We start from the raw sequence: 18,649 nt of genomic DNA, 5'->3' as shown, positions 1-18,649 counted from the left end.
TCTGTGTGACCGGCCCGTTAGCACGGCCGTAAATTGGGCAGGAAGGGTCGACTGAATCCGGCTCGCGCCACGAGCTGACATTGGGCTATTGCCCGACAGCAGACGTTCGTCTTCGCGCCCCATGTCGTTCGTTGAATGCGCTTGCCGTGGGCATCGTCATAACAATTCCGACCGCTAACGTAGAAGGTCGGGCAAGTCGTAGAGCAGCTTGAGCGCGTCGGCCCAACCGACGTCGGAAAAGAGGCGGAGAATCTCCACTAGTTGGGCCCGGCGTGCATCGTCTTCGAAGATCGATCGGTGATCAGCGACATAGCGTTTGATCATCCGCACAATGACCGGTGCAGCCAAGCTTTCATGATGATAGCCCTCTCGCGCCGCTGATCCAGTCAAGAGCGTATGCAGCGCGTCAAACACGCGCGCGGGATCGCCTGCAATAAGGAATTCATAAAGTTCGACGAGATGGTGATGCGTCGAGGGCTCGTGCGAGGCCGCCAGCAGCTCCAGCATCGGCCGATAATCGTCGAGAAAGCTCCGCATGGTCTCCGCGGACATCAAACCGAATGTCGCCTCACGATTGTCGGCATGCGCGCCCGATCCAAAATAGATCTGGTTCATGAGGTGGCCGATGATCGATTCCGCCGCGCGATAGGTTGCCACCGCGGCATCGCGCTCAACGCCCTCTACGGCCTCGGCCGTCAAGGCCTGATGGCTGCGCGCAGCTGCCGCCGAACAGGCATGCAGTATCACCATCGCCGCGTGCTGCGAGCGATCGGTGAGCCCGGCATCTCGCTTCTCGCCCGAGGCGTAGCGCGCGAAGAAGGCGCCGCGCAGCATAGAGAGGAAGGACGTAAAATATTCGCGGTGAGCGGCGGGGTCGCTTGCACAGTCGGTAAGCCATCGCAGCGCCTCGGCTTCCTTCTGCCAGGCCCAAAGCTGCGCGGTAAGGCCGCCAAGCTGTTCGGCAACCTGGTCTCGCCCGGGCTTGTCGTCGCGCTCGATCGCCTCGCGGCGCGCTCGGACGATCTCGATGATCGTCTTGACCTTTGCGACATCGTGCCAGGTAAAGCGCGGCAGTACATGGTTGAGGAACGAGCTCAGCACACTGGTGTGGGGCTCGTCTCTCGCGACGCGCTCGGCGAGAGCCCACATTCGGTCGAGCGCGATGCGGCTGAGCACCTGCAAGTTTTGCGCGGCCTGCAAACGGACTTGCGGCGCGGGATCGGCGAGAATGGCATTAAAAACGTCGATAATCTCGCCATGTGCCTCGCCGAACCGATCGGCGAGCGAGACATAGGCTTGGACGGCATAGACTCGCACTTCCCAATTGCCCCAACTGAGGCTCGAATCCTCATCCTTGGTTTCGGGGAAGCGGCTCGCCCAAAGCCGGCGCAGGACGCTAAGCAGCTCAACGATCGACGGCATCCCGTTGGTGCCGGGCACATAGGACTTGGCCCGGGCGATGCGCTCGACCGCATTGCTGATATGCCCCCAGACGGGCTGCTCGACCTTTTCATGCAACGTGCCTGCATTTGCGTCGTAGAGATCAATCGTGGCCCGTGTCGCAGCCCATAGCTCGCAGAGCGCCGCCGTATCGCTTGGCGACGGCGTTGCACCGACCCTCTCATAGAGCGCTTCCGACTGGGCGAGCATCTGGGCATCGACGCCCACATCGACATCGACGCCCTCGCCAGCGAGCAGGCTACGCGTCACGCTGCGGGACGAGCCCCAGCGCACGGACATCGAGCGCGGCGGCGGATTGCCGGCCAGCTCGTCAGCGGTAGCAAGCTCCTCGCGCAGGGCCCGCATGGCGTCAGTCGCCAGGGCGGCTGCATCGATCAGCGAAAGAAAGCGGCTAAGCGTACTGCGCCACCAACGCCGTTTCGCCTCGTCGGCGAACAGGTCCGGCCGCAGGGCCTCCGCTTCGAACGTTATGCGTTCATCCATCGTCCGTAACGGATAGGCAGCTGCAAGGAAGCGGACCGCATCGCGCACGATGTCGCTATGGCCAAGAATGGCAACATTGCTTGCGAACGGCCACAGCAGGTCGGCGACCTCGCCAACGCGCTGCGTGCCGACACCCAGCAGCCGCGTCCAGACCGCGGGACCAGCATAGTGGCTCGCGGCCGCCTCGATCGTCTCGGCAAAGGCGGCGGGTGAACACCCTTGAAGATGCGCGACTAGCTGTGCGAGCACATCATCGTCTTGCGTGCCGTGCCGCTCTTCGGTGTCATCCCAGCTCTTGTAGCTGCGGTCGTGGCCGAGCAGATCGAACGGCGCGCGTCCCGCAACGGCGACGCGCTCGCGATTGTCGCCGAACGGCGTGTCACGATCGGTATCACCGAGCGAAGCCTCGATGATCGCGCGCGTGCCGAGTTGCGGGGAGAGTTCGATTAGACGACGGACTTGGCGGCCAAGATCATAGCGGCAATGGCGATAATCCTGACTGCGGCTAGATGAGAGCGGCATGATACGGCTCATCTGCCCGCCGAACGACGAGGTCGTGTCGTCGTTGATGTCACGCGAATAGAGCACGCGATAGATTTCGATCGCGAAATCGCCATCGACCCTTGCGATCGGCATGATCTGCTCCGAGAGCCATGTCGCCTCGCGATCAGCATGGGCCGAGAAATGCGGGTCGCGCAGCGACCGGTCGAGCAATGCGCGCGAGGCCGCGGGATCCGACGCGAAGCTCTTGCCAACGAAGCGGATAGCATTGGTCGCGGTCTGCTGCATCGGCGGATCGGCGGCCCAGGCAGAGGTCAGAAGTGCGCGGGCCGCACGGCCGAAGACCTCAAGCAGCGCACCATCGGCGAGATTGCCCTTGTCGAAGAGCGTATGAAGCAGAATGCGTGTCGCATCGGTGAGATCGCGGATCCCGGTGGCGATGGCCGCGTCGGCGACGAGCGCCCAGGCGAGCGCTTCGCTCGGCGCCACGCTGCCGGCTATATCGGCCGAAAGGCCCACAAACCGTGCGAGACGCGACAACATCGTCGCCATCGCCTCGTCATTGGCGCGCGCGGCGATGAACTCGCTGAGGCCCGCGATATCGGCGGGCGATGCGACGCGTTCGATGACAGTGCGAAGCGCGACATTAGCGAGCACGGGATCGACGGCGGGATTGGCATAGATGTCCGTCACTAGACGCCACACCTGCGCCTTGCCCTCGGCATCCTGACGCCAAAGGCGCTCGATGGCGAACCGGAGGGCTGGCGCGAGCATCAGCGCGACCGAGCTGTCGCCGCCGAGCTGGGGCATCAGGTGGGCTGGATCGTCCCACTCAAGATAGAAGCGGCCCGCGACATGGTCGAACAGCACATGGTGCGAGAAACTAACAAGATCGCCGGATTCGGCGAGGACGCCGGTCTGGATGACCGCGTCGAGCTGGTCATGGGCAACGACCACTTTGCGCACGGCGAGCCGGCGACGATGCACCATCGCATCGACGCTGGCTGCGGCGGCCTGGCGCAAGGCTGTACCGACGAGCCGGCGATCCTCATACGCGTCGATCAGATCGGACTGGGTCGCGACCGTGCGGATGCTGTCGGCGGTGGCGCCGTCGGTAAGGAGTTGCGCGGCGAGCGAGAGGTTGAAGACGTTGCGCAACAGGTCGCGCAGGTTGTCGGGCGCGGCGGCCAGCAGCGTGCCGAGTTCGGCCGCGGCGGCGCCGGCAGCGTCGAGATCTACGTCTGCGAGCCGCGGCACCTGGAAGTGGCGCACGCCGCCAAGCGTGGCTTCTGCAAAAGCGGGATCGGGTGGCGAACCGGGCATCGCGTCGCGAAACCGCCGCCCATTACGCAGATCGAAGGTGCGGATCGACGCGACAACAGCCCATTCCGAGCCAGCGGATGCACCCAATGCCTCGATCAGTTGCGCGAACACGGCTTCGGCGGGGCCGCCGCGCGCCGCATCGAGCGCATCGATGACCAGCAGCTTGCGCGCCGAACCCGGCGCGGCCGCGAGCACCTCGGTCATCGGATGATTGAGTGCGAGCTCGGACTGGAGATCGGCCGCGAGACCAACGCCGGGGAAACGGTCAACCGAGAGGAACACTACGGTGTCCCCCGCCGCGCGCCGCGCCTGAGCCAAGGCGACGAGAGCTCCGGTCTTGCCGGCCCCCGGTTCGCCGATCACGATCAGCGAACCTGAAGCGACCGCGCTCGCTAGCGGGCCGTCGCTCTGCCGCGCGATCGGAATGCCAGCGGCGATGGGCAGCTTTGTATGTCCGGCAAGGCGATCGAGTTCAGCCTCGGTGGTTCCCGACAGGCGCGCGAGATCGGCGGCATAGTCGGCCGCACCGACATCCTCATGACCAAGGGCTCGCAGCGCGCGGAGCAATCCGGAGCGGTCGGCTGGAGCCCCGTTGCCGATCATGCCGCGGACAATGCCCTTTAGATCACGCAGCGGGGCATCGCCGGCGGCTTCCGAACCGTAAAGCCTGGTACCCAGAATACGCGATGCCTCGCGCCAATTGTCCTCGCCTTCGTTCATCGAGAAGCGCACGATGCGGAACAGCCGCGCCATTATCGCCAGTTCATCCTCGTTCGGCGGCGTCGCCGAATGGGCAGCGAAAGCGTTTTTGGCGTGGGCGTCAAAGAGATCGAGCGCTTCGCGCTCGGCCTTAGACCGCGACGCCTTGGTCGTGGCCCAAGAGCCGCCAAGGTCGAACGCGCGGCAGCCTCCTTCTAGCGCGTCTAGCGTGCGCGGCGCGCTCGCGGCGACAGCGAGCACGGCCCGCGTTTTCGCTGGATCGACCGCGCCCCCCGCGGCGCGCGCCTCGATGATGACGCGGGCTAGCTGACTGATGGTCTTGCCGAGCGGGCTCTTGGCACTGGTCGTTAACCCCGCGCTGGTCTTGCTTTGCAAATCGATGCGGCTGTCGTCCGCCTGGCCAAGACGGATGTCGTCAAGTCCGTCGCCGGTCTCCAACTGCAGACTGATGGGCAAGGGGGTGTTGGCCAGGCCAAAACGCCCTCCGACCGGCAGCCGCGCAAGCAAGTGTGCAGCCAGCCACGCCCCGACCTCGGCTTGAAAGTCCATGCCGGCCTCGGTCGCCCGGCCGCCAGCACGCATAGGCTCCGCGTTCAGGTCACTCATGCTCGAATCTCGGGCAAAAAATCAAATAGGCGAGCAGGTAACATCATGTGCGGTACATGGGACAATGATGTCGGACGAGCACTTATGCCCGGCGCGCCATCGCCTCAGTCTATGGAGCTTTGCGATGCGCTTTGCTGGCTGACTTGCTCTGCCCTAAACCGGACGTCCGCAACTTCCGCCAAGGGCCACAAACGCCCATAGTTCGTGCGTGCTGGCAGCGCTAAGTCGATGCAATCGCGGTCATTCACTTTTGGCAAAGTTAGCTCAAGGCCTTTTGGGAAAAGGCCCTGAAGAGCCAATCGGCGGGGAACGGGGGGACCGGGTTCGGCGCGCAAACGGCACGCCGATTTACAAACTGTTCACCGATCTCGAGGGGAGGGCTAGATGACGGCAGTGTCATCGGCGATTGAGACCAAGCGCAGCGCTCGACTCATCAAGCAGGGCACCTAATCATCCAGCAGGGCTCTCCGCTTTCGCCAGGTCGCCGAGGTCTGAGGTTTGACAAAGACCGAAGCGATATCCGAGCGACCTTCTCTGAGCCTGGCCTCAATCCGTTCGACGCAGGCCTCGATGTCGCCGGTCGAACGGGCGTCCTTGAACTCGAGGCTCAGCGCCACGACGATCTGGTCGGGACCGAGATGGACCGTCGTCATCCCGTTGATCGCCTCGATGTCGGGGTCGCCGCGTACCGCCGACATGATGTCCTCCTGGACATGCGGCAAAGGCGGCCTCGCCGAGCAAAAGCGCCTTGCTTTCGCGAGCGAGCAGGATCGCAATCGCTGCCAGGATCAACCCGATGACGATCGAGGCGACGCCATCCAGTTCGGGACTGTCGAAATAGGCCGCAGCCGAGATCCCAAGGAAGGCCACGAACAGCCCCAGCAGTGCAGCGGTGTCCTCCAACAGCACGGTGAAGACGCTTGGATCCTTACTCTGCCTGACGGCGGCCAGATAGCCAAGCGAACCCTTGGCTGATCTGAACTCCCTGAACGCGACGGACCATGAATAGCCCTCGAACAGCGCCGAGAGACCCAGCACCACATAGTTGACCTTCAGGTTGGTGGCATGGCTTGGCGTGACGATGTGGGCCACGCCCTCATACAACGAAACACCTGCGCCGACGGAGAACACGAGGAGCGCGACGATGAAGCTCCAGAAATAGAGCTCCCGGCCATGGCCGAACGGATGGGTTAGGTCGGGCGGCTGGGCAGCGCGGTGCAACCCGTAAAGCAGCAGCAGGCCGTTGCCGGTGTCGACCAGGGAATGGACGCCCTCCGACATCATGGCGGAACTGCCGGTCCATGTCGCGGCGATGAACTTTGTGGCGGCGATCAACAGATTGCCTGCGACCGCAGCGTAGATCACAGTCTTCGACCCGGAATGAGATGCCATGTCAATTCCCTCGGTCGCAGGCTCTGATTCGGTAAATGCCGCACTCAGCCCCACAATCGCATTGGCGACCTACCCGTTCATCGGCGCCATGTTGGCGTTGAGATTGGCCATGATCCAGAGCGAGCCCGCCCCGACCAGCACGATCACCAGAACGCCGAAGGCTACGGCCAGCACATTGTTGCTGTTGTCGGGACCGCTCGTCAGATGCAGGAAGAAGACGAGATGGATGCCTATCTGCGCGACGCCCAGGACGCATAGCCCGATCGCGACGCCCGGCGGCCAGAACAGGTCAGTCGATGCGACCCAGAACGACATCGCGGTCAGCGTCGCGGCCAGCGCAAAGCCGAACAGATATCCGCGCAGGCTTCCGAGCGCGGCATCACCGGGTGCCCGGTCGACCGCCGGATCAGCCAAGCCGGAAGCGGGAGGTTTGCTCATGCTCGCGCTCCCAGCAGATAGACGATGGTGAAAACGCCGACCCACACGATGTCAACCGCGTGCCAGAAGAGGCTGAAGCAGGCGAGCCGTCGCATGATGTCAGCGCGGAAGCCCTTGGCCAGAAGCTGCGCCATCATCGTGCCGCACCACAGGATACAGACCAAGACGTGCAGCCCGTGGCAGCCAACCAACGCGAAGAAGGCCGACAGGAAGGCGCTGCGTTGTGGCCCTGCACCCTTGGCGATCATCTCGGCGAACTCGCGGATTTCCAGCATGAGGAAACCGAAGCCGAGCAGGCCGGTCACGAACAATGCGGCTTGCGCCCAGACCATGTGTCTGGCGTGTGCGGCGAGCATGGCCATGCCGCAGGCGAGCGTCGACAGCAGCAGGAGAGCGGTCTCGATCGCGACCATATCGAGACGAAATAGGTCGCGCCCCGACGGTCCACCGTCCGTTGCGGTCACCAACACCGCGTAGGCGGCGAAGAACCCCGAGAACATGATGATGTCGGAAACCAGAAACAGCCAGAAACCGTAACTGGTGACGATGGCTTTAGGTGCAATTCCGCCGTCGTAGCGGCTGCTGTCGCTCTGGTGGCGCCCGAGCTGGTGAGGATCATCCGCGACGGCGCTCATTGCGGCAGCTCCCAGCCCCGAAGGTGCTCGCGATGTGCGAAGCGATGCGGATCGTCCGCCTCCGCCAAAGCCGCTGCCGAAATGTCGAAGTCCGCTTCGTCGCGCCAGGCGAACACGACGAAGGTCGCGAAGGCCCCGAGCAGCCCAAGCGCTACCATCCACCAGATGTGCCAGATCACCGCGAAGCCCATCAGCGTCGCGAAGAACGCGGTGATGACGCCCGTTGGGCTGTTGCGCGGCATCTCGATCGGCTCGTAGTCGGGAGCAGACGCAGCCTCCGCCTCCTTGTTGGCCTTCGCCTTCATACCCCAATAGGCTTCCGTGTCCTCGACGTCCGGCAGTACCGCGAAGTTGAAGGAAGGCGGCGGAGACGCCGTGGCCCATTCCAGCGTGCGCCCGTTCCAGGGATCGCCGGCACGGGCCCGGCGTGCCTCGCGCGCGCGGATCGAGATGACAAGCTGGATGATCTGGCAGGCGATGCCGCACAGGATCAGGCCCGCGCCGGCGGCCGCCACATAAAGATAGGGCACCCAGCTCGGATCGACCGTGTGCTGTAGGCGCCGCGTCATCCCCATCAGGCCCAGCGCATAGAGCGGCATGAAGGCGACGTAGAAACCGATCGTCCAGAACCAGAACGCCGCCTTGCCCCAGGCCTCGTCGAGTGTGAAGCCGAACGCCTTGGGAAACCAGTAAGTATAGCCAGCGAAGGCCCCAAACAGCACGCCGCCGATCACGACGTTGTGGAAGTGCGCCACGAGGAAGAGCGAATTGTGCAGCACGAAATCGGCCGGCGGCACGGCCAGCAGCACGCCCGTCATGCCGCCGATGACGAAGGTGACGATGAAGGAGAGCGCCCACATGAGCGGCACCGAGAAGCGCACGCGCCCGCCATACATCGTGAATAGCCAGTTGAAGACCTTCACCCCGGTGGGCACCGCGATGATCATCGTCATGACGCCGAAGAAGGCGTTGACGTTGGCGCCGGCGCCCATCGTGAAGAAATGGTGCAGCCAGACCACGAAGGAGAGGACGCAGATCGCCATGGTCGCCACGATCATCGAGCGGTAGCCAAACAGCGGCTTGCCGGAGAAGGTCGAGATCACCTCCGAGAAGATGCCAAAGGCCGGCAGGATCAGGATGTAGACCTCGGGATGGCCCCAGGCCCAGATCAGGTTGACGTACATCATGGCGTTGCCGCCGCCGTCATTGGTGAAGAAGTGGAAGCCGAGATAGCGGTCGAGTAGCAGCATTGCGAAGGTCGCGGTCAGGATCGGGAAAGCCGCCACGATCAGGAGGTTCGAGGCGAGCGCCGTCCAGCAGAAGATCGGCATCCGGGTCATGCTCATCCCCGGCGCCCGCATCTTCAGGATCGTCGTGGTCAGGTTGATGCCCGACAGCAGCGTGCCCGCGCCCGAGATTTGCAGCGCCCAGAGGTAGTAGTCGACACCGACGCCGGGCGAATAAGCGAGCTCCGACAATGGCGGATAGGCCAGCCAGCCGGTGCGCGCGAACTCGCCGACGATGAGGCTGAGATTGACCAGCAGCACGCCGCTGGCGGTGAGCCACAGGCTGACCGAATTCAGGGTCGGAAAGGCGACGTCGCGGATGCCGAGTTGCAGTGGCACGGCGAAGTTCATCAACCCGACCATGAAGGTCATCGCCACGAAGAAGATCATGATCGTGCCATGGGCCGAGAAGACCTGGTCGTAGTGCTCGGGCGCGAGATAGCCTTGCGCGCCCGCCGTCGCGAGCGCCTGCTGCGAGCGCATCATGATCGCGTCGCTGAAGCCGCGAAGCAGCATCACGGCCGAGAGCAGGCAGTACATCACGCCGATGCGCTTGTGATCGACCGAGGTGATCCATTCGCGCCAGAGATAGGGCCAATAGCCGCGCTGGAACGTCCAGCCCAGCAGCGCCGCCAGCACGATTGCGACCAACCCCGACACAGCGAGCGGGATCGGGTCGTTGAGCGGGATCGCGTTCCAGCCGAGCTTGCCGAACATGGTCAGTGCTTCCGGTGATCGGCAGGGGACGCAGCAGGGGACGCAGCAGGGGACGCGGCGGCGGATGCGGAGGCCGGCGCCATGTCAGGCGAGGCTGCCGTGATCTGCATGATCGTGTCGAAGAGGCCGGGAGCGATGCTGCCGTAAAGCCGGCCGGCGGGTGACTGGCCGGGCCTGGCAAGTTCGCCGTAGCTCGCCTGATCCAGCGTCGCGCTTTGTCCTTTCGCCTGCGCGGCCCATGCCGAGAAGGCATCCTGCGCAAGCGCTTCGACCTTGAAGTGCATCTTGGCGAAGCCGGCGCCGCTGTACTGGGCCGAGATGCCGTCAAAGGTGCCTGGCCGACCGGCCAGCAGATGCAGCCGGGTTGCCATGCCCGCCATGGTGTAGATCTGGCTGCCGAGCTGCGGCACGAAGAAGCTGTTCATCACGCTTCCGGAGGTCAGCCGGAATGCGATCGGCGTGCCGGCCGGTATGACGAGGCGGTCGACGCTTGCTATGCCTTGCTCAGGGTAGATGAACAGCCATTTCCAGTCGAGCGAGACGACTTCGACGGTCACCGGCTTGATCTCGGACGCGATCGGCCTTGCAGGGTCGAGCTCGTGGCTGCCGATCCATGCGATACCGCCGAGCAGCAGTACGACCATGGCCGGCACCGCCCAGACCACGAGTTCGATCTGACCGGAAAAGGTAAAATCAGGCCGATATTTTGCACGCGGATTTGACGCCCTGAACCACCAGGCGACGGCCAGAGTGCCCAGAATGGTCGGGATCACGACCGCCAGCATGATGGCCAGGGAGTTGAGCAAAATCGTGCGTTGTGCCGCGCCGATCGGTCCTTCCGGCGCCAGCACGCCGCGCTGGCATCCTGTCAAGACAAGGAACGCGGCGGCGCAGGACGCCACCGAGGCTTTTCGAATCCTCCTGCAGGATTGAGGCATTGCTTGATGGTGTCCAGCTGGAAGCGGTCCTCAAGAAATACGTCGGACGTCAATCAGTCCGGAACGATCCGTACCGGCACGGATTTCGACGCCGGGGTCTTGGACAGCTCGTCGTGATGGCCCACCGGAACGAGCACATTGCACTCGGGATAATAGGAGGCAACCGTGCCGCGCGGGATGCGATAGGCGGTCAGCGTGAGACCGCCGAGTTGCCGGTCGACACCGTCGTCGACGTCGGTAACCAGCCTAACCGCCTGGCCGTTCGTCATGCCGGCTGCCGCGATGTCGTCGGGGTTCATCAGCAAGACGTCGCGGGTCCCCTCGATGCCGCGATATCGGTCGGAATAGCCATAGATCGTCGTGTTGAACTGGTCGTTCGATCTCAGGGTGATCAGTCGGTAGCGTCCCGGCGCAGTCTTGAAGCCAAGCGCATTGAGGTGGCCAGTCGTCGTAAAAACGGCTCTGCCAGATTCCGTTTTCCAGATCCGCTCATGCGCCCCGTTGCCCCGGTAGAACCCCCCGGGCTCGAACATTCGCTTGTTGAAATCGTGAAAATCGTCCGGATAGGTTTGTTCGATCAAGTCGCGCACAAGCCCGTAATCGCCGGTCCAGGCGTCCCATTTCAGCCGTTTGTTCGGTTCGAGGGCTGCTTTGGCGATGCCGGCGACGATCGCAAGTTCGCTTCTGACCTCGCTGGAGACCGGCGCCCGGTGGCCCAGCGACCCGTTGATCATTGAGAAGCTGTCCTCGGTCGTTACCGCCTGCTCGCCGCCAGCCTGCCGGTCGGTCTCATAGCGGCCAAGACAGGGCAGGATATAACCGTGCTTGCCCGGAAAGAGATGGCTACGGTTCAGCTTGGTCGAGACCATCACGGTCAGGTCCTGTGCGGCCCAGGCCGCTTCCATGCGCTTCTGGTCGGGCACGGCGCGCAACAGGTTGCCGCCTAGCGAGATAAAGGCGCGCACCTTGCCCGCAATCAGACCCTCGACCGCATCAACGATGGTCATGCCGTCCTCGCGCGGCGGCTCGAAGCCGAACATCGCCTTGAGCTTGTCAAGCGGCACGAGATGCGCTTTTTCGGCAATCCCGACCGTTCGCTGGCCCTGGACATTGCTGTGCCCGCGAACGGGACAGCAGCCCGCACCGGCACGCCCGATATTGCCGCGCAGGAGCAGCAGGTTGACCAGCATGGCGATGTTGAGCGACCCGTGGGTATGCTGGGTCAACCCCATGCCGTAGACGCCAATGACGCGTTCAGCTGCGATATAGATCGACGCCGCATCCCTGATCGCCTTTTCGGTGAGACCGCTTTCCTGCTCGATCTCCGCCCAGTCCGTCGCCCGGCAGGATCCAACGAAATCGTCGAAGCCAGTCGTGTGCTGCTCGACGAATGCGTGATCGATCACCTCTGTTCCACCAGTGCTCCTGGCTGCGTCGTCGGCCTCGACGACGCATTTGCAGAGGCCGAGTATCGCTGCGACGTCGCCGCCAGCTTTGAGCTGGTGGTACTGGTCTGAGATCGTCGTCGCCTTGCCGGTCAGCATCGCGGCCGGGCTTTGCGGGTCGACGAAAGACACCAGCCCCTGTTCGATGATCGGGTTGAAGGTGACGATCTTGGCGCCGCGATCCTTTGCCGCCTTCAGAGGGTGAAGAAAACGGGGGCTGTTGGTACCGGGATTTTGCCCGAAGAAGAAGAACGCATCGGCCTTCTCGAGATCGTCCCAAACGATCGTGCCGACGGGGGAACCGATCACCTTGGTCAGCCCGACCGATGTAGTCTCGTGGCACATGTTCGAGCTTTGCGGCAGATTGTTCGTCCCAAACGCTCGCGCCAGCAGGGCGTAAAGATAGGACGCCTCCAGCCCGGCATGGCCCGAGGCGTAGAAGACCGCCTCGTTGGGCGCGATCGGCTTGAGCACGGCCCCGATATCGTTGAAGGCCTCGTCCCACGTCACGGCGACGTACCGATCGCTCGTCTCATCGTATCGCAACGGGTGCGTCAGTCGCCCGGTCATTTCGAGATCGTGGTCGGTCCAGCCGCGCAGTGCCGTGACGCTGTGATCCGCCTCGGTCCAAAATTCCGGTTTGCAGCGCGCGCTGGTGAGCTCCCACAGCGTCGCCTTCGCACCGTTCTCACAGAATTCGAAGGGCGAGTAGTTCGCCGGCTTTGGCCAGGCACATGACACGCACATCACGCCCTTGGGCTTGTTCAATTGGCCCAGCGTGCCAATAGCGGCAGGGCTTGACCAGCTCTCCCCGAATATGCGGGCGATGCCCTTCAGCGAACCCCAGCCGCCGGCGGGACCCGACGAATGGGTTAGCTCACGCTCATCCGTCATCTTTGATCTCCATCGAGCAGATAGCAGAAGGGGCGGCTGGCGCGGCTGCTAAATCTGGACCTCGCCCTGATCTTCGCCGTCCCAGTAATGAATATGTTTTGCGTGCACCTTGAGCATGACCATGCCTGGGGTCTCGATCCCGTTCGGGAACCAGCGCTCTAGATCATCGACCCAGTGCGCCGAAAACTCGCCCTTGTCGCGAATGAGGCTGGCTTCTCCTGCAACGCTGATGAAGATGCCCGGCTTGCCTAGCAGGCTCTTACCCGCCGAAAACGTCAGGCCGACGTTGGGGTCATCCGCGATCTCCCCGACGAACGCGGCGGTCTCGTAGGCAAAAAACCAGGAATCGCCGTCGTATTCGACTTCGCCGTTGTTACTCATGGGCCGGCTGGCGAGCTCTCCGCCGGCCATCTTCGTGGACAACATGCAGAAGTCGATGTCCTGCATTTTCTCGGAAATGTCCTTGATGCTCATTGTCATGAAGTGGCTCCAAAGCAGCGGGTTGGCACGCTGGTTGGCGAACGGCCTATCACCGCTTCTGTTCCTGACCATGACGATTCGACGCACCGCGTTCTTGCTCGCTAGTGCGCGGTTTATCACAGCGGAGCTAGTGTGGCGGTTGCCTTCAGCGAGCGTTTTCTAGCTGGCAATGAAGGGGTATCGCAGTATCGCTGGAGCCGGACGCAGCAAACTAGCGGAACTGCGAGCTCCGGAACCTGAGCCCCCGACCAATCGTTCCGGAGGTAGCGGAAACCAGATGAACCAAAACCTCCGTTCCGCACCAGCGGGTTAGATCACCGAGCATCAGAGGCGGCTTACGTGCTGTCCGGCTCGTCAGCAGGGGCTACGTACTGTTTACGTATGATCGTCCCGTCAGCGAACAGCTACAGCCCGGGGAGTTCACGAGCGGTGGTCAGGGCGGCATCATTCTACCAAAAAGGCCTGCAGCGAGCGCTCTGGCAACCGTTTCGGCCATGCAGGCATATCCGGAACTGGTGGCGTCGAAGTCGTCGGCGGATTGGCCCAATCGTGCTTTGGCGAGCGCCTCTCCGGCTTCATAGCGTCCAATCCGCAGAACGCCCTGTTCAGCGGCGACCCGCCGTACGGCTTCTCTGATGGCTTGGTAGGTCGCGTCGGTCTCCAGACTGCGAACATAATGCAGGCCGATAAAAACCAGATCGATCTTGTGTGCCCGCAGCCATTTCGCCGTCTCGGCAAGGGTCTGCGCGATCTCCTCCGGAGCAACCCGCGCAAGAGCATCGAACGTTCCGACTTGCCAAAGGACGAGGTCGACGCTGTCCAGCGCAACCTCGAGCTTGATCCGCTCTGCCGCATCGCGGGCTAATTCGCCCGAGACGCCCCGGTCGAGGATCTCGACGTCCAGGCCCTTGAACATCCGTTCGAGATAGCGCTCGATGATGTCGTAATAGTCCCGCGACGGCGTACGGCTGGCGGCCGAGGCTCCGATCGTCAGAATGGTGAGCTTGCGCTTGTTGGCCAGCGCGTTGCCAATCTGCGGCAATCGCACTTCGGCCGCTGCAACGCCGGTGCCGGCCATACAGCCTGGCGCGGCATCACTGGACGGCAGGGGGGGAACTGTCTGCGCCACGGCCGCGCAACACATCGCTAGGGCGGCGATGCCGAGCGCGAGGGAGCCCTTCATGCTGTTTTGCCCCCTAGGCGATCACGCCATTCCGACAGCCACGCAGTAAAACCCAATAGCGATATACCGACAAGCATGATGACTGTGTCGAGCAGGATGCTCGCCCCCGCCGAAACGCGCACGATCTGGGCCATAAGGCTCAGCAATGATCCGGCGCAGAAGACGTGCAGCGAGTTCCGGCCGAGGAGCGCGAGGCAACCGACCACGCGGCCTGCGTGTCTCACAATGAATGGATAGACGGCGGAGAAGAGCGCAACCAGTGCCAGGAACTGGATCAGACGCAGCGGTGTCACATAGGTTTTGCTGACGAGGAACAACAGCCGTGGTGACGGCACCTTGGTCGGGTCGGGCCACCAACTGAACCACATCATGACGCCGCAACCGAGGATGATCGGCACGGCCAGAAGCTGGATGAGGTGGAGATGCTCACGGGCGATCCGGCCTGGGCCACGCTCCCGGGCCAGGGTGAACCCAAGCACGAAGACGAGCTGCCAGCACAACGGGTTGAAGAACCACTGACCCCGGGTCGGCCAAGTCGGCAGATTGATCCGCAGAACGATCGCGAGCAGGTAGAGCGCGAGCGACATCGGTAGGAGCCAATTGGGTGCCGACCGGTGAACCAGCACCATCACCGGCGCCATCAGCATCAGCACCACATACAGTGGCAGGATATCGAAATAGCCCAACTGCAGGCTCAACATCGCCAGCCCGAGATGGGCGTCCGCCGGATTGTAGAAGATCGGCGCGGCGTTGATCCATTCGAGGATCAGTGGGTTGTCGAGCCCACGCGCGGTCGCGCCCAGCATAGCGATGGCGATGAGGACGATCATCGCCTGCGCGGCGTAGAGCGTGACCGCCCGGCCCAGGACGCGCATGACGACCTGCTTAATGGGGACTTCGCTATCGGCTCGCCCCACCGCGTAGCGCAAGCCCCAGCCCGCCAGGAACACAAACAGGTCGGCGGAATCGGACAGTGAAATGTTGCGATGCGTAAACCGCTCGTAAAACAGCCCGGGAACGTGATTGATGAAGATAGTGATCAGGGCGAAGCCGCGCCAGAAATCGACTGCGTTAGGCTGGCGCATGGCAAATCGTTCTTTCTTTTTGACGACGATCATCGCCTGCATCGACGTGGGTGCGTCAATGTATCAATCGCTATGTCGTTCACCCCCCCCACCGGGGCCCAAACCTAAGCCCGTCCAATGAGCCTCAGCTTACCGGCTGAACTTGGCACGTTCCCCGGCACGTCATCGCGGAAAAACGCTAAATAAGACGATCTTGGCGCACGCCTTCGATCTTGGCCGCAAGACTGCGCAGCAAGGCGATGTCGTGCTCGACCGCTAGTGCGGTCTCGGCACGCTTCAGCGCCAGACCCGAGTGCCGCGCGGCATTTTGGGCGAAATCCTCCGGGCCGAGCTGCGACAGGATCTTGAGCGCCTTTTGCAGTCTGATCCCGACTTCGACGATGCCGGCGCTATCCCTGGCGATGGGCGTGAAGAGGTCGTCGAAGAGATCGGCCACATCGATAGCCGGCACATGCACCCTCGGAAATCGCGTTTCTCGCTGCGGATCAACCGGTTCTGCCCGGATCGAAAGAATGCGGACAGCTCTGCCGATGACGTCGATCGCGGTTCCCGGATCGTTGATGGCTGGCGACAGGGCGCGCGATGCGATCTCGGCCAGAACCGACGCGCCAAAGCGCGGATCCTGATCGAATGAGCGGACGTCATCGATCGTGAAGCAGCCGCGTATCGCGCTCTCCTGATCGTCCTGGTCGAGGGCCTCGGCCCAGGCGATCGGCTCTGTCGGGCTGACGAAGGCACCTGGAGTGGCACCCGCATATATTGTCCCACCGGCGCTTTCGGCGATCGTCGACAACTGACCCATATCGAGATGCTGAACATAACCGATCTGGGACGAATAAATCGGCCGGGCCGCCCTTGGGATTTCGGGCATGGGTCGCCCGCCCATATAGGGGCTCTCGTGGCGCATACGCATGGCATCCGCCGCAGCCTTCTCCACGCGCGCAGTGGTCTCCGTCACCCGCCCGAGCCGCGACAGGTGATCGATCCAGCGCAAAAGTGTCACCACGATCAGAACGATGACGCCGGCCGTGACGACGAACAGTACGACGCGACCGGTGCTGCCATAGGCACCGGTGCTAAGCGCGATGATGCCGACAAGGCTGTAGAGAAAGGAGCCGACGAAGGTCGCCAGCACGTTCTGCGTGGTCGTGTCCTCCATCACCAGCCGCGTCGCCCGCGGCGTGACGTTGCTTGTCGCGGCCGAATAGGCTGAGACCATGGTGCTCAGCGAGAAGGTGGTGACTGCCAGCATGCTTGAAGCGATGATGCCGAGGATGTTGTCGACCGCGTCGGCGCCGATCTTCGTAGGTAGGTCGCTGGGGATGTAGGGACCCACCACGATCGCGATCAGCGCCGTGGCAACCGCCAGTATCGAGAACAGCGTGGCGCGAAACCACATCCGCCGGGTGAGTTGAGACGCAAGCCAGAGCCATCGCGACGTCATGAAAGTGCCGAATGCATGCTGGGTTCCTTCTCGTATCGCAGGCTCGCGCCGACGCCTGTTCCTTTAACAGGCGCGCACGGCATCGGGTTGCGATGCCTCGCCTGATCGGCGATGAGCGTTGCGCTGGAGCCCCAATCGTCACGCTGCGAGCCGCTTTCCCGCACTTTCAGGAACACACGTAGTGCTGTCCGCCTTCGAGCTCATCGCCATCCTGATCGTCCTGACCGCTATCTTCGGGTGGTTGAACCACGTCTTCATCGGTTTTCCGCACGCGATCGGCCTTCTCGTCATGGGGCTCGCTTCATCGTTGATCCTGATCGGGGGCGAGATCGCCTTGCCGAACATCTCACCCTACGATGATCTCCGGCGCCTGCTGCGGCAGATCGATTTTCAGGAGGCGGTGCTGAACGGCATGCTGGCATTCCTGCTGTTTGCCGGCGCGCTCCACGTCAATCTCGCCGTTCTTAAGAGCAGGGCCTGGGCGGTCGGCCTGATGGCGACCGTCGGCGTGGTAATCTCGACAGTCGTCGTCGGCGTCGGATTCTGGTGGCTGTCGGCGTTCCTTGGCGCACCGGTTCCTCTTGCCTGGTCGCTGGTCTTTGGCGCCCTGATCAGCCCGACCGACCCTGTCGCGGTCCTGAGCACGCTCAAATCAGTCAGCGTTCCAAAGACGCTCGAAGCCGACATGGCCGGCGAATCGCTCTTCAATGATGGCGTCGGCGTCGTGATCTTCACCGTGATCGTCGCGATTGCGACAGGGGCGAGCAGTGGTGCCGTTGAGGTCACGCAGGTCGCTCATCTGTTCGTCTTCGAGGCGCTCGGCGGCGCCATTCTCGGCTTGATCACAGGCTATGTCGCCTATCGCGCCACGCGCGCCATCGACGACTACCCGATCGAAACCCTGATCTCGCTTGCTCTCGTGATGGGCACCTACGCTCTGGCGTCGAAGCTCCACATGAGCGGACCGATCGCCGTCGTGGTCGCGGGCATCCTGATCGGCAATCAGGGCCCACGCGACGCCATGAGCGACGAGACGCAGCGCTATCTCTTCGCGTTCTGGACCCTGATCGACGAGGTGTTGAATTCGGTCCTGTTCCTGCTGATCGGCCTTGAGGTTCTGGTCCTAAGCTTCGACCGGGCCTTCCTTTGGCCTGCGCTCTGCGTCATCCCGCTCGTGCTGCTGGCGCGTTTCCTGGCCGTGTCGATCCCGGTTATGGCGCTACGCTCGCGCACCGAATTCGTAAAGGGAACGATCCCCATTCTGACCTGGGGCGGCTTGCGCGGCGGCATCTCGATTGCGCTGGCCCTGTCGTTGCCTGGGTTTGCCGAGAAGCCGATCCTGCTGGCCGCGACCTACGCGGCCGTTATCTTTACAATCGTAGTCCAAGGCTTGAGCCTGAGAGCTGTCGTCGAGCGGTTCTCAGGGCCGCGCTGAGAATGCTAGGCTGCCCGGGCTATCGCCTCTCCGCGTGTGACATGCAGCAATTCGATGCCGTTACTGGTCGGAATGACGTCTAGGACACGGGTCTGGGTCATCACCGTCACGGCATGCTCCCCATTCGCCATTCCAGTCGCGACAGAGCAGGTCGGCCGCGAGACTGATGGACGCCTGGAGGCG

At 63.0% G+C, this 18,649-nt stretch carries 12 protein-coding genes; 1 reads left to right on the top strand and 11 read right to left on the bottom strand.

The annotated features are described in order from the left end of the window. Window positions 1–174: 174 nt before the first annotated feature. From AC1DZY_RS22850 to AC1DZY_RS22800, 11 genes are all read right to left on the bottom strand, one after another. Window positions 175–5,094, bottom strand: a complete 4,920-nt coding sequence (locus AC1DZY_RS22850) for a P-loop NTPase family protein (protein ID WP_476822456.1) — start codon at window positions 5,092–5,094, stop codon at window positions 175–177. 546 nt (window positions 5,095–5,640) lie between these two features. Next, the gene (locus AC1DZY_RS22845) at window positions 5,641–6,486 is read right to left on the bottom strand and encodes a cation diffusion facilitator family transporter (RefSeq protein ID WP_476822455.1); all 846 of its coding nucleotides are present in this window, start codon (window positions 6,484–6,486) and stop codon (window positions 5,641–5,643) included. A gap of 69 nt (window positions 6,487–6,555) precedes the next feature. Continuing rightward, window positions 6,556–6,924: a cytochrome o ubiquinol oxidase subunit IV gene (gene cyoD / locus AC1DZY_RS22840; protein ID WP_476822454.1), complete on the bottom strand. Its 369-nt coding sequence runs from the start codon at window positions 6,922–6,924 to the stop codon at window positions 6,556–6,558. Continuing rightward, window positions 6,921–7,559: a cytochrome c oxidase subunit 3 gene (locus AC1DZY_RS22835; RefSeq protein WP_476822453.1), complete on the bottom strand. Its 639-nt coding sequence runs from the start codon at window positions 7,557–7,559 to the stop codon at window positions 6,921–6,923. Before AC1DZY_RS22835 ends, cyoD begins: the two co-directional genes overlap by 4 nt. After that, window positions 7,556–9,562 carry a cytochrome o ubiquinol oxidase subunit I gene (cyoB, locus tag AC1DZY_RS22830; protein WP_476822452.1) on the bottom strand — a complete coding sequence of 669 codons (2,007 nt, stop codon included), beginning with the start codon at window positions 9,560–9,562 and terminating at the stop codon, window positions 7,556–7,558. Before cyoB ends, AC1DZY_RS22835 begins: the two co-directional genes overlap by 4 nt. Before the next feature lie 2 nt (window positions 9,563–9,564). Beyond that, window positions 9,565–10,500 carry a ubiquinol oxidase subunit II gene (gene cyoA / locus AC1DZY_RS22825; protein ID WP_476822451.1) on the bottom strand — a complete coding sequence of 312 codons (936 nt, stop codon included), beginning with the start codon at window positions 10,498–10,500 and terminating at the stop codon, window positions 9,565–9,567. A gap of 53 nt (window positions 10,501–10,553) precedes the next feature. Next, window positions 10,554–12,839: an FdhF/YdeP family oxidoreductase gene (locus AC1DZY_RS22820; protein WP_476822450.1), complete on the bottom strand. Its 2,286-nt coding sequence runs from the start codon at window positions 12,837–12,839 to the stop codon at window positions 10,554–10,556. Between the two features lie 48 nt (window positions 12,840–12,887). Then, on the bottom strand, window positions 12,888–13,319 hold the full coding sequence (locus tag AC1DZY_RS22815) for a pyridoxamine 5'-phosphate oxidase family protein (RefSeq protein ID WP_476822449.1): 432 nt from the start codon (window positions 13,317–13,319) through the stop codon (window positions 12,888–12,890). Window positions 13,320–13,752: 433 nt separating this feature from the next. Next, window positions 13,753–14,502 (bottom strand): SGNH/GDSL hydrolase family protein, encoded by a 750-nt coding sequence (locus AC1DZY_RS22810; RefSeq protein WP_476822448.1) that lies wholly within the window; start codon window positions 14,500–14,502, stop codon window positions 13,753–13,755. Beyond that, the gene (locus tag AC1DZY_RS22805) at window positions 14,499–15,629 is read right to left on the bottom strand and encodes an OpgC family protein (protein WP_476822447.1); all 1,131 of its coding nucleotides are present in this window, start codon (window positions 15,627–15,629) and stop codon (window positions 14,499–14,501) included. Before AC1DZY_RS22805 ends, AC1DZY_RS22810 begins: the two co-directional genes overlap by 4 nt. Window positions 15,630–15,765: 136 nt before the next feature. Further along, window positions 15,766–16,986 carry a DUF2254 domain-containing protein gene (locus tag AC1DZY_RS22800; protein ID WP_476822446.1) on the bottom strand — a complete coding sequence of 407 codons (1,221 nt, stop codon included), beginning with the start codon at window positions 16,984–16,986 and terminating at the stop codon, window positions 15,766–15,768. Between the two features lie 229 nt (window positions 16,987–17,215). On the opposite strand from AC1DZY_RS22800, the gene AC1DZY_RS22795 reads away from it, so the two are divergent. Further along, complete coding sequence (locus AC1DZY_RS22795; RefSeq protein WP_476822493.1) at window positions 17,216–18,466, top strand: cation:proton antiporter; 1,251 nt, start codon at window positions 17,216–17,218, stop codon at window positions 18,464–18,466. Window positions 18,467–18,649 lie beyond the last annotated feature (183 nt).

The organism is Allobosea sp. P2_A10 (assembly GCF_056405115.1).
This window is presented reverse-complemented; position numbering and strand designations above follow the sequence as displayed.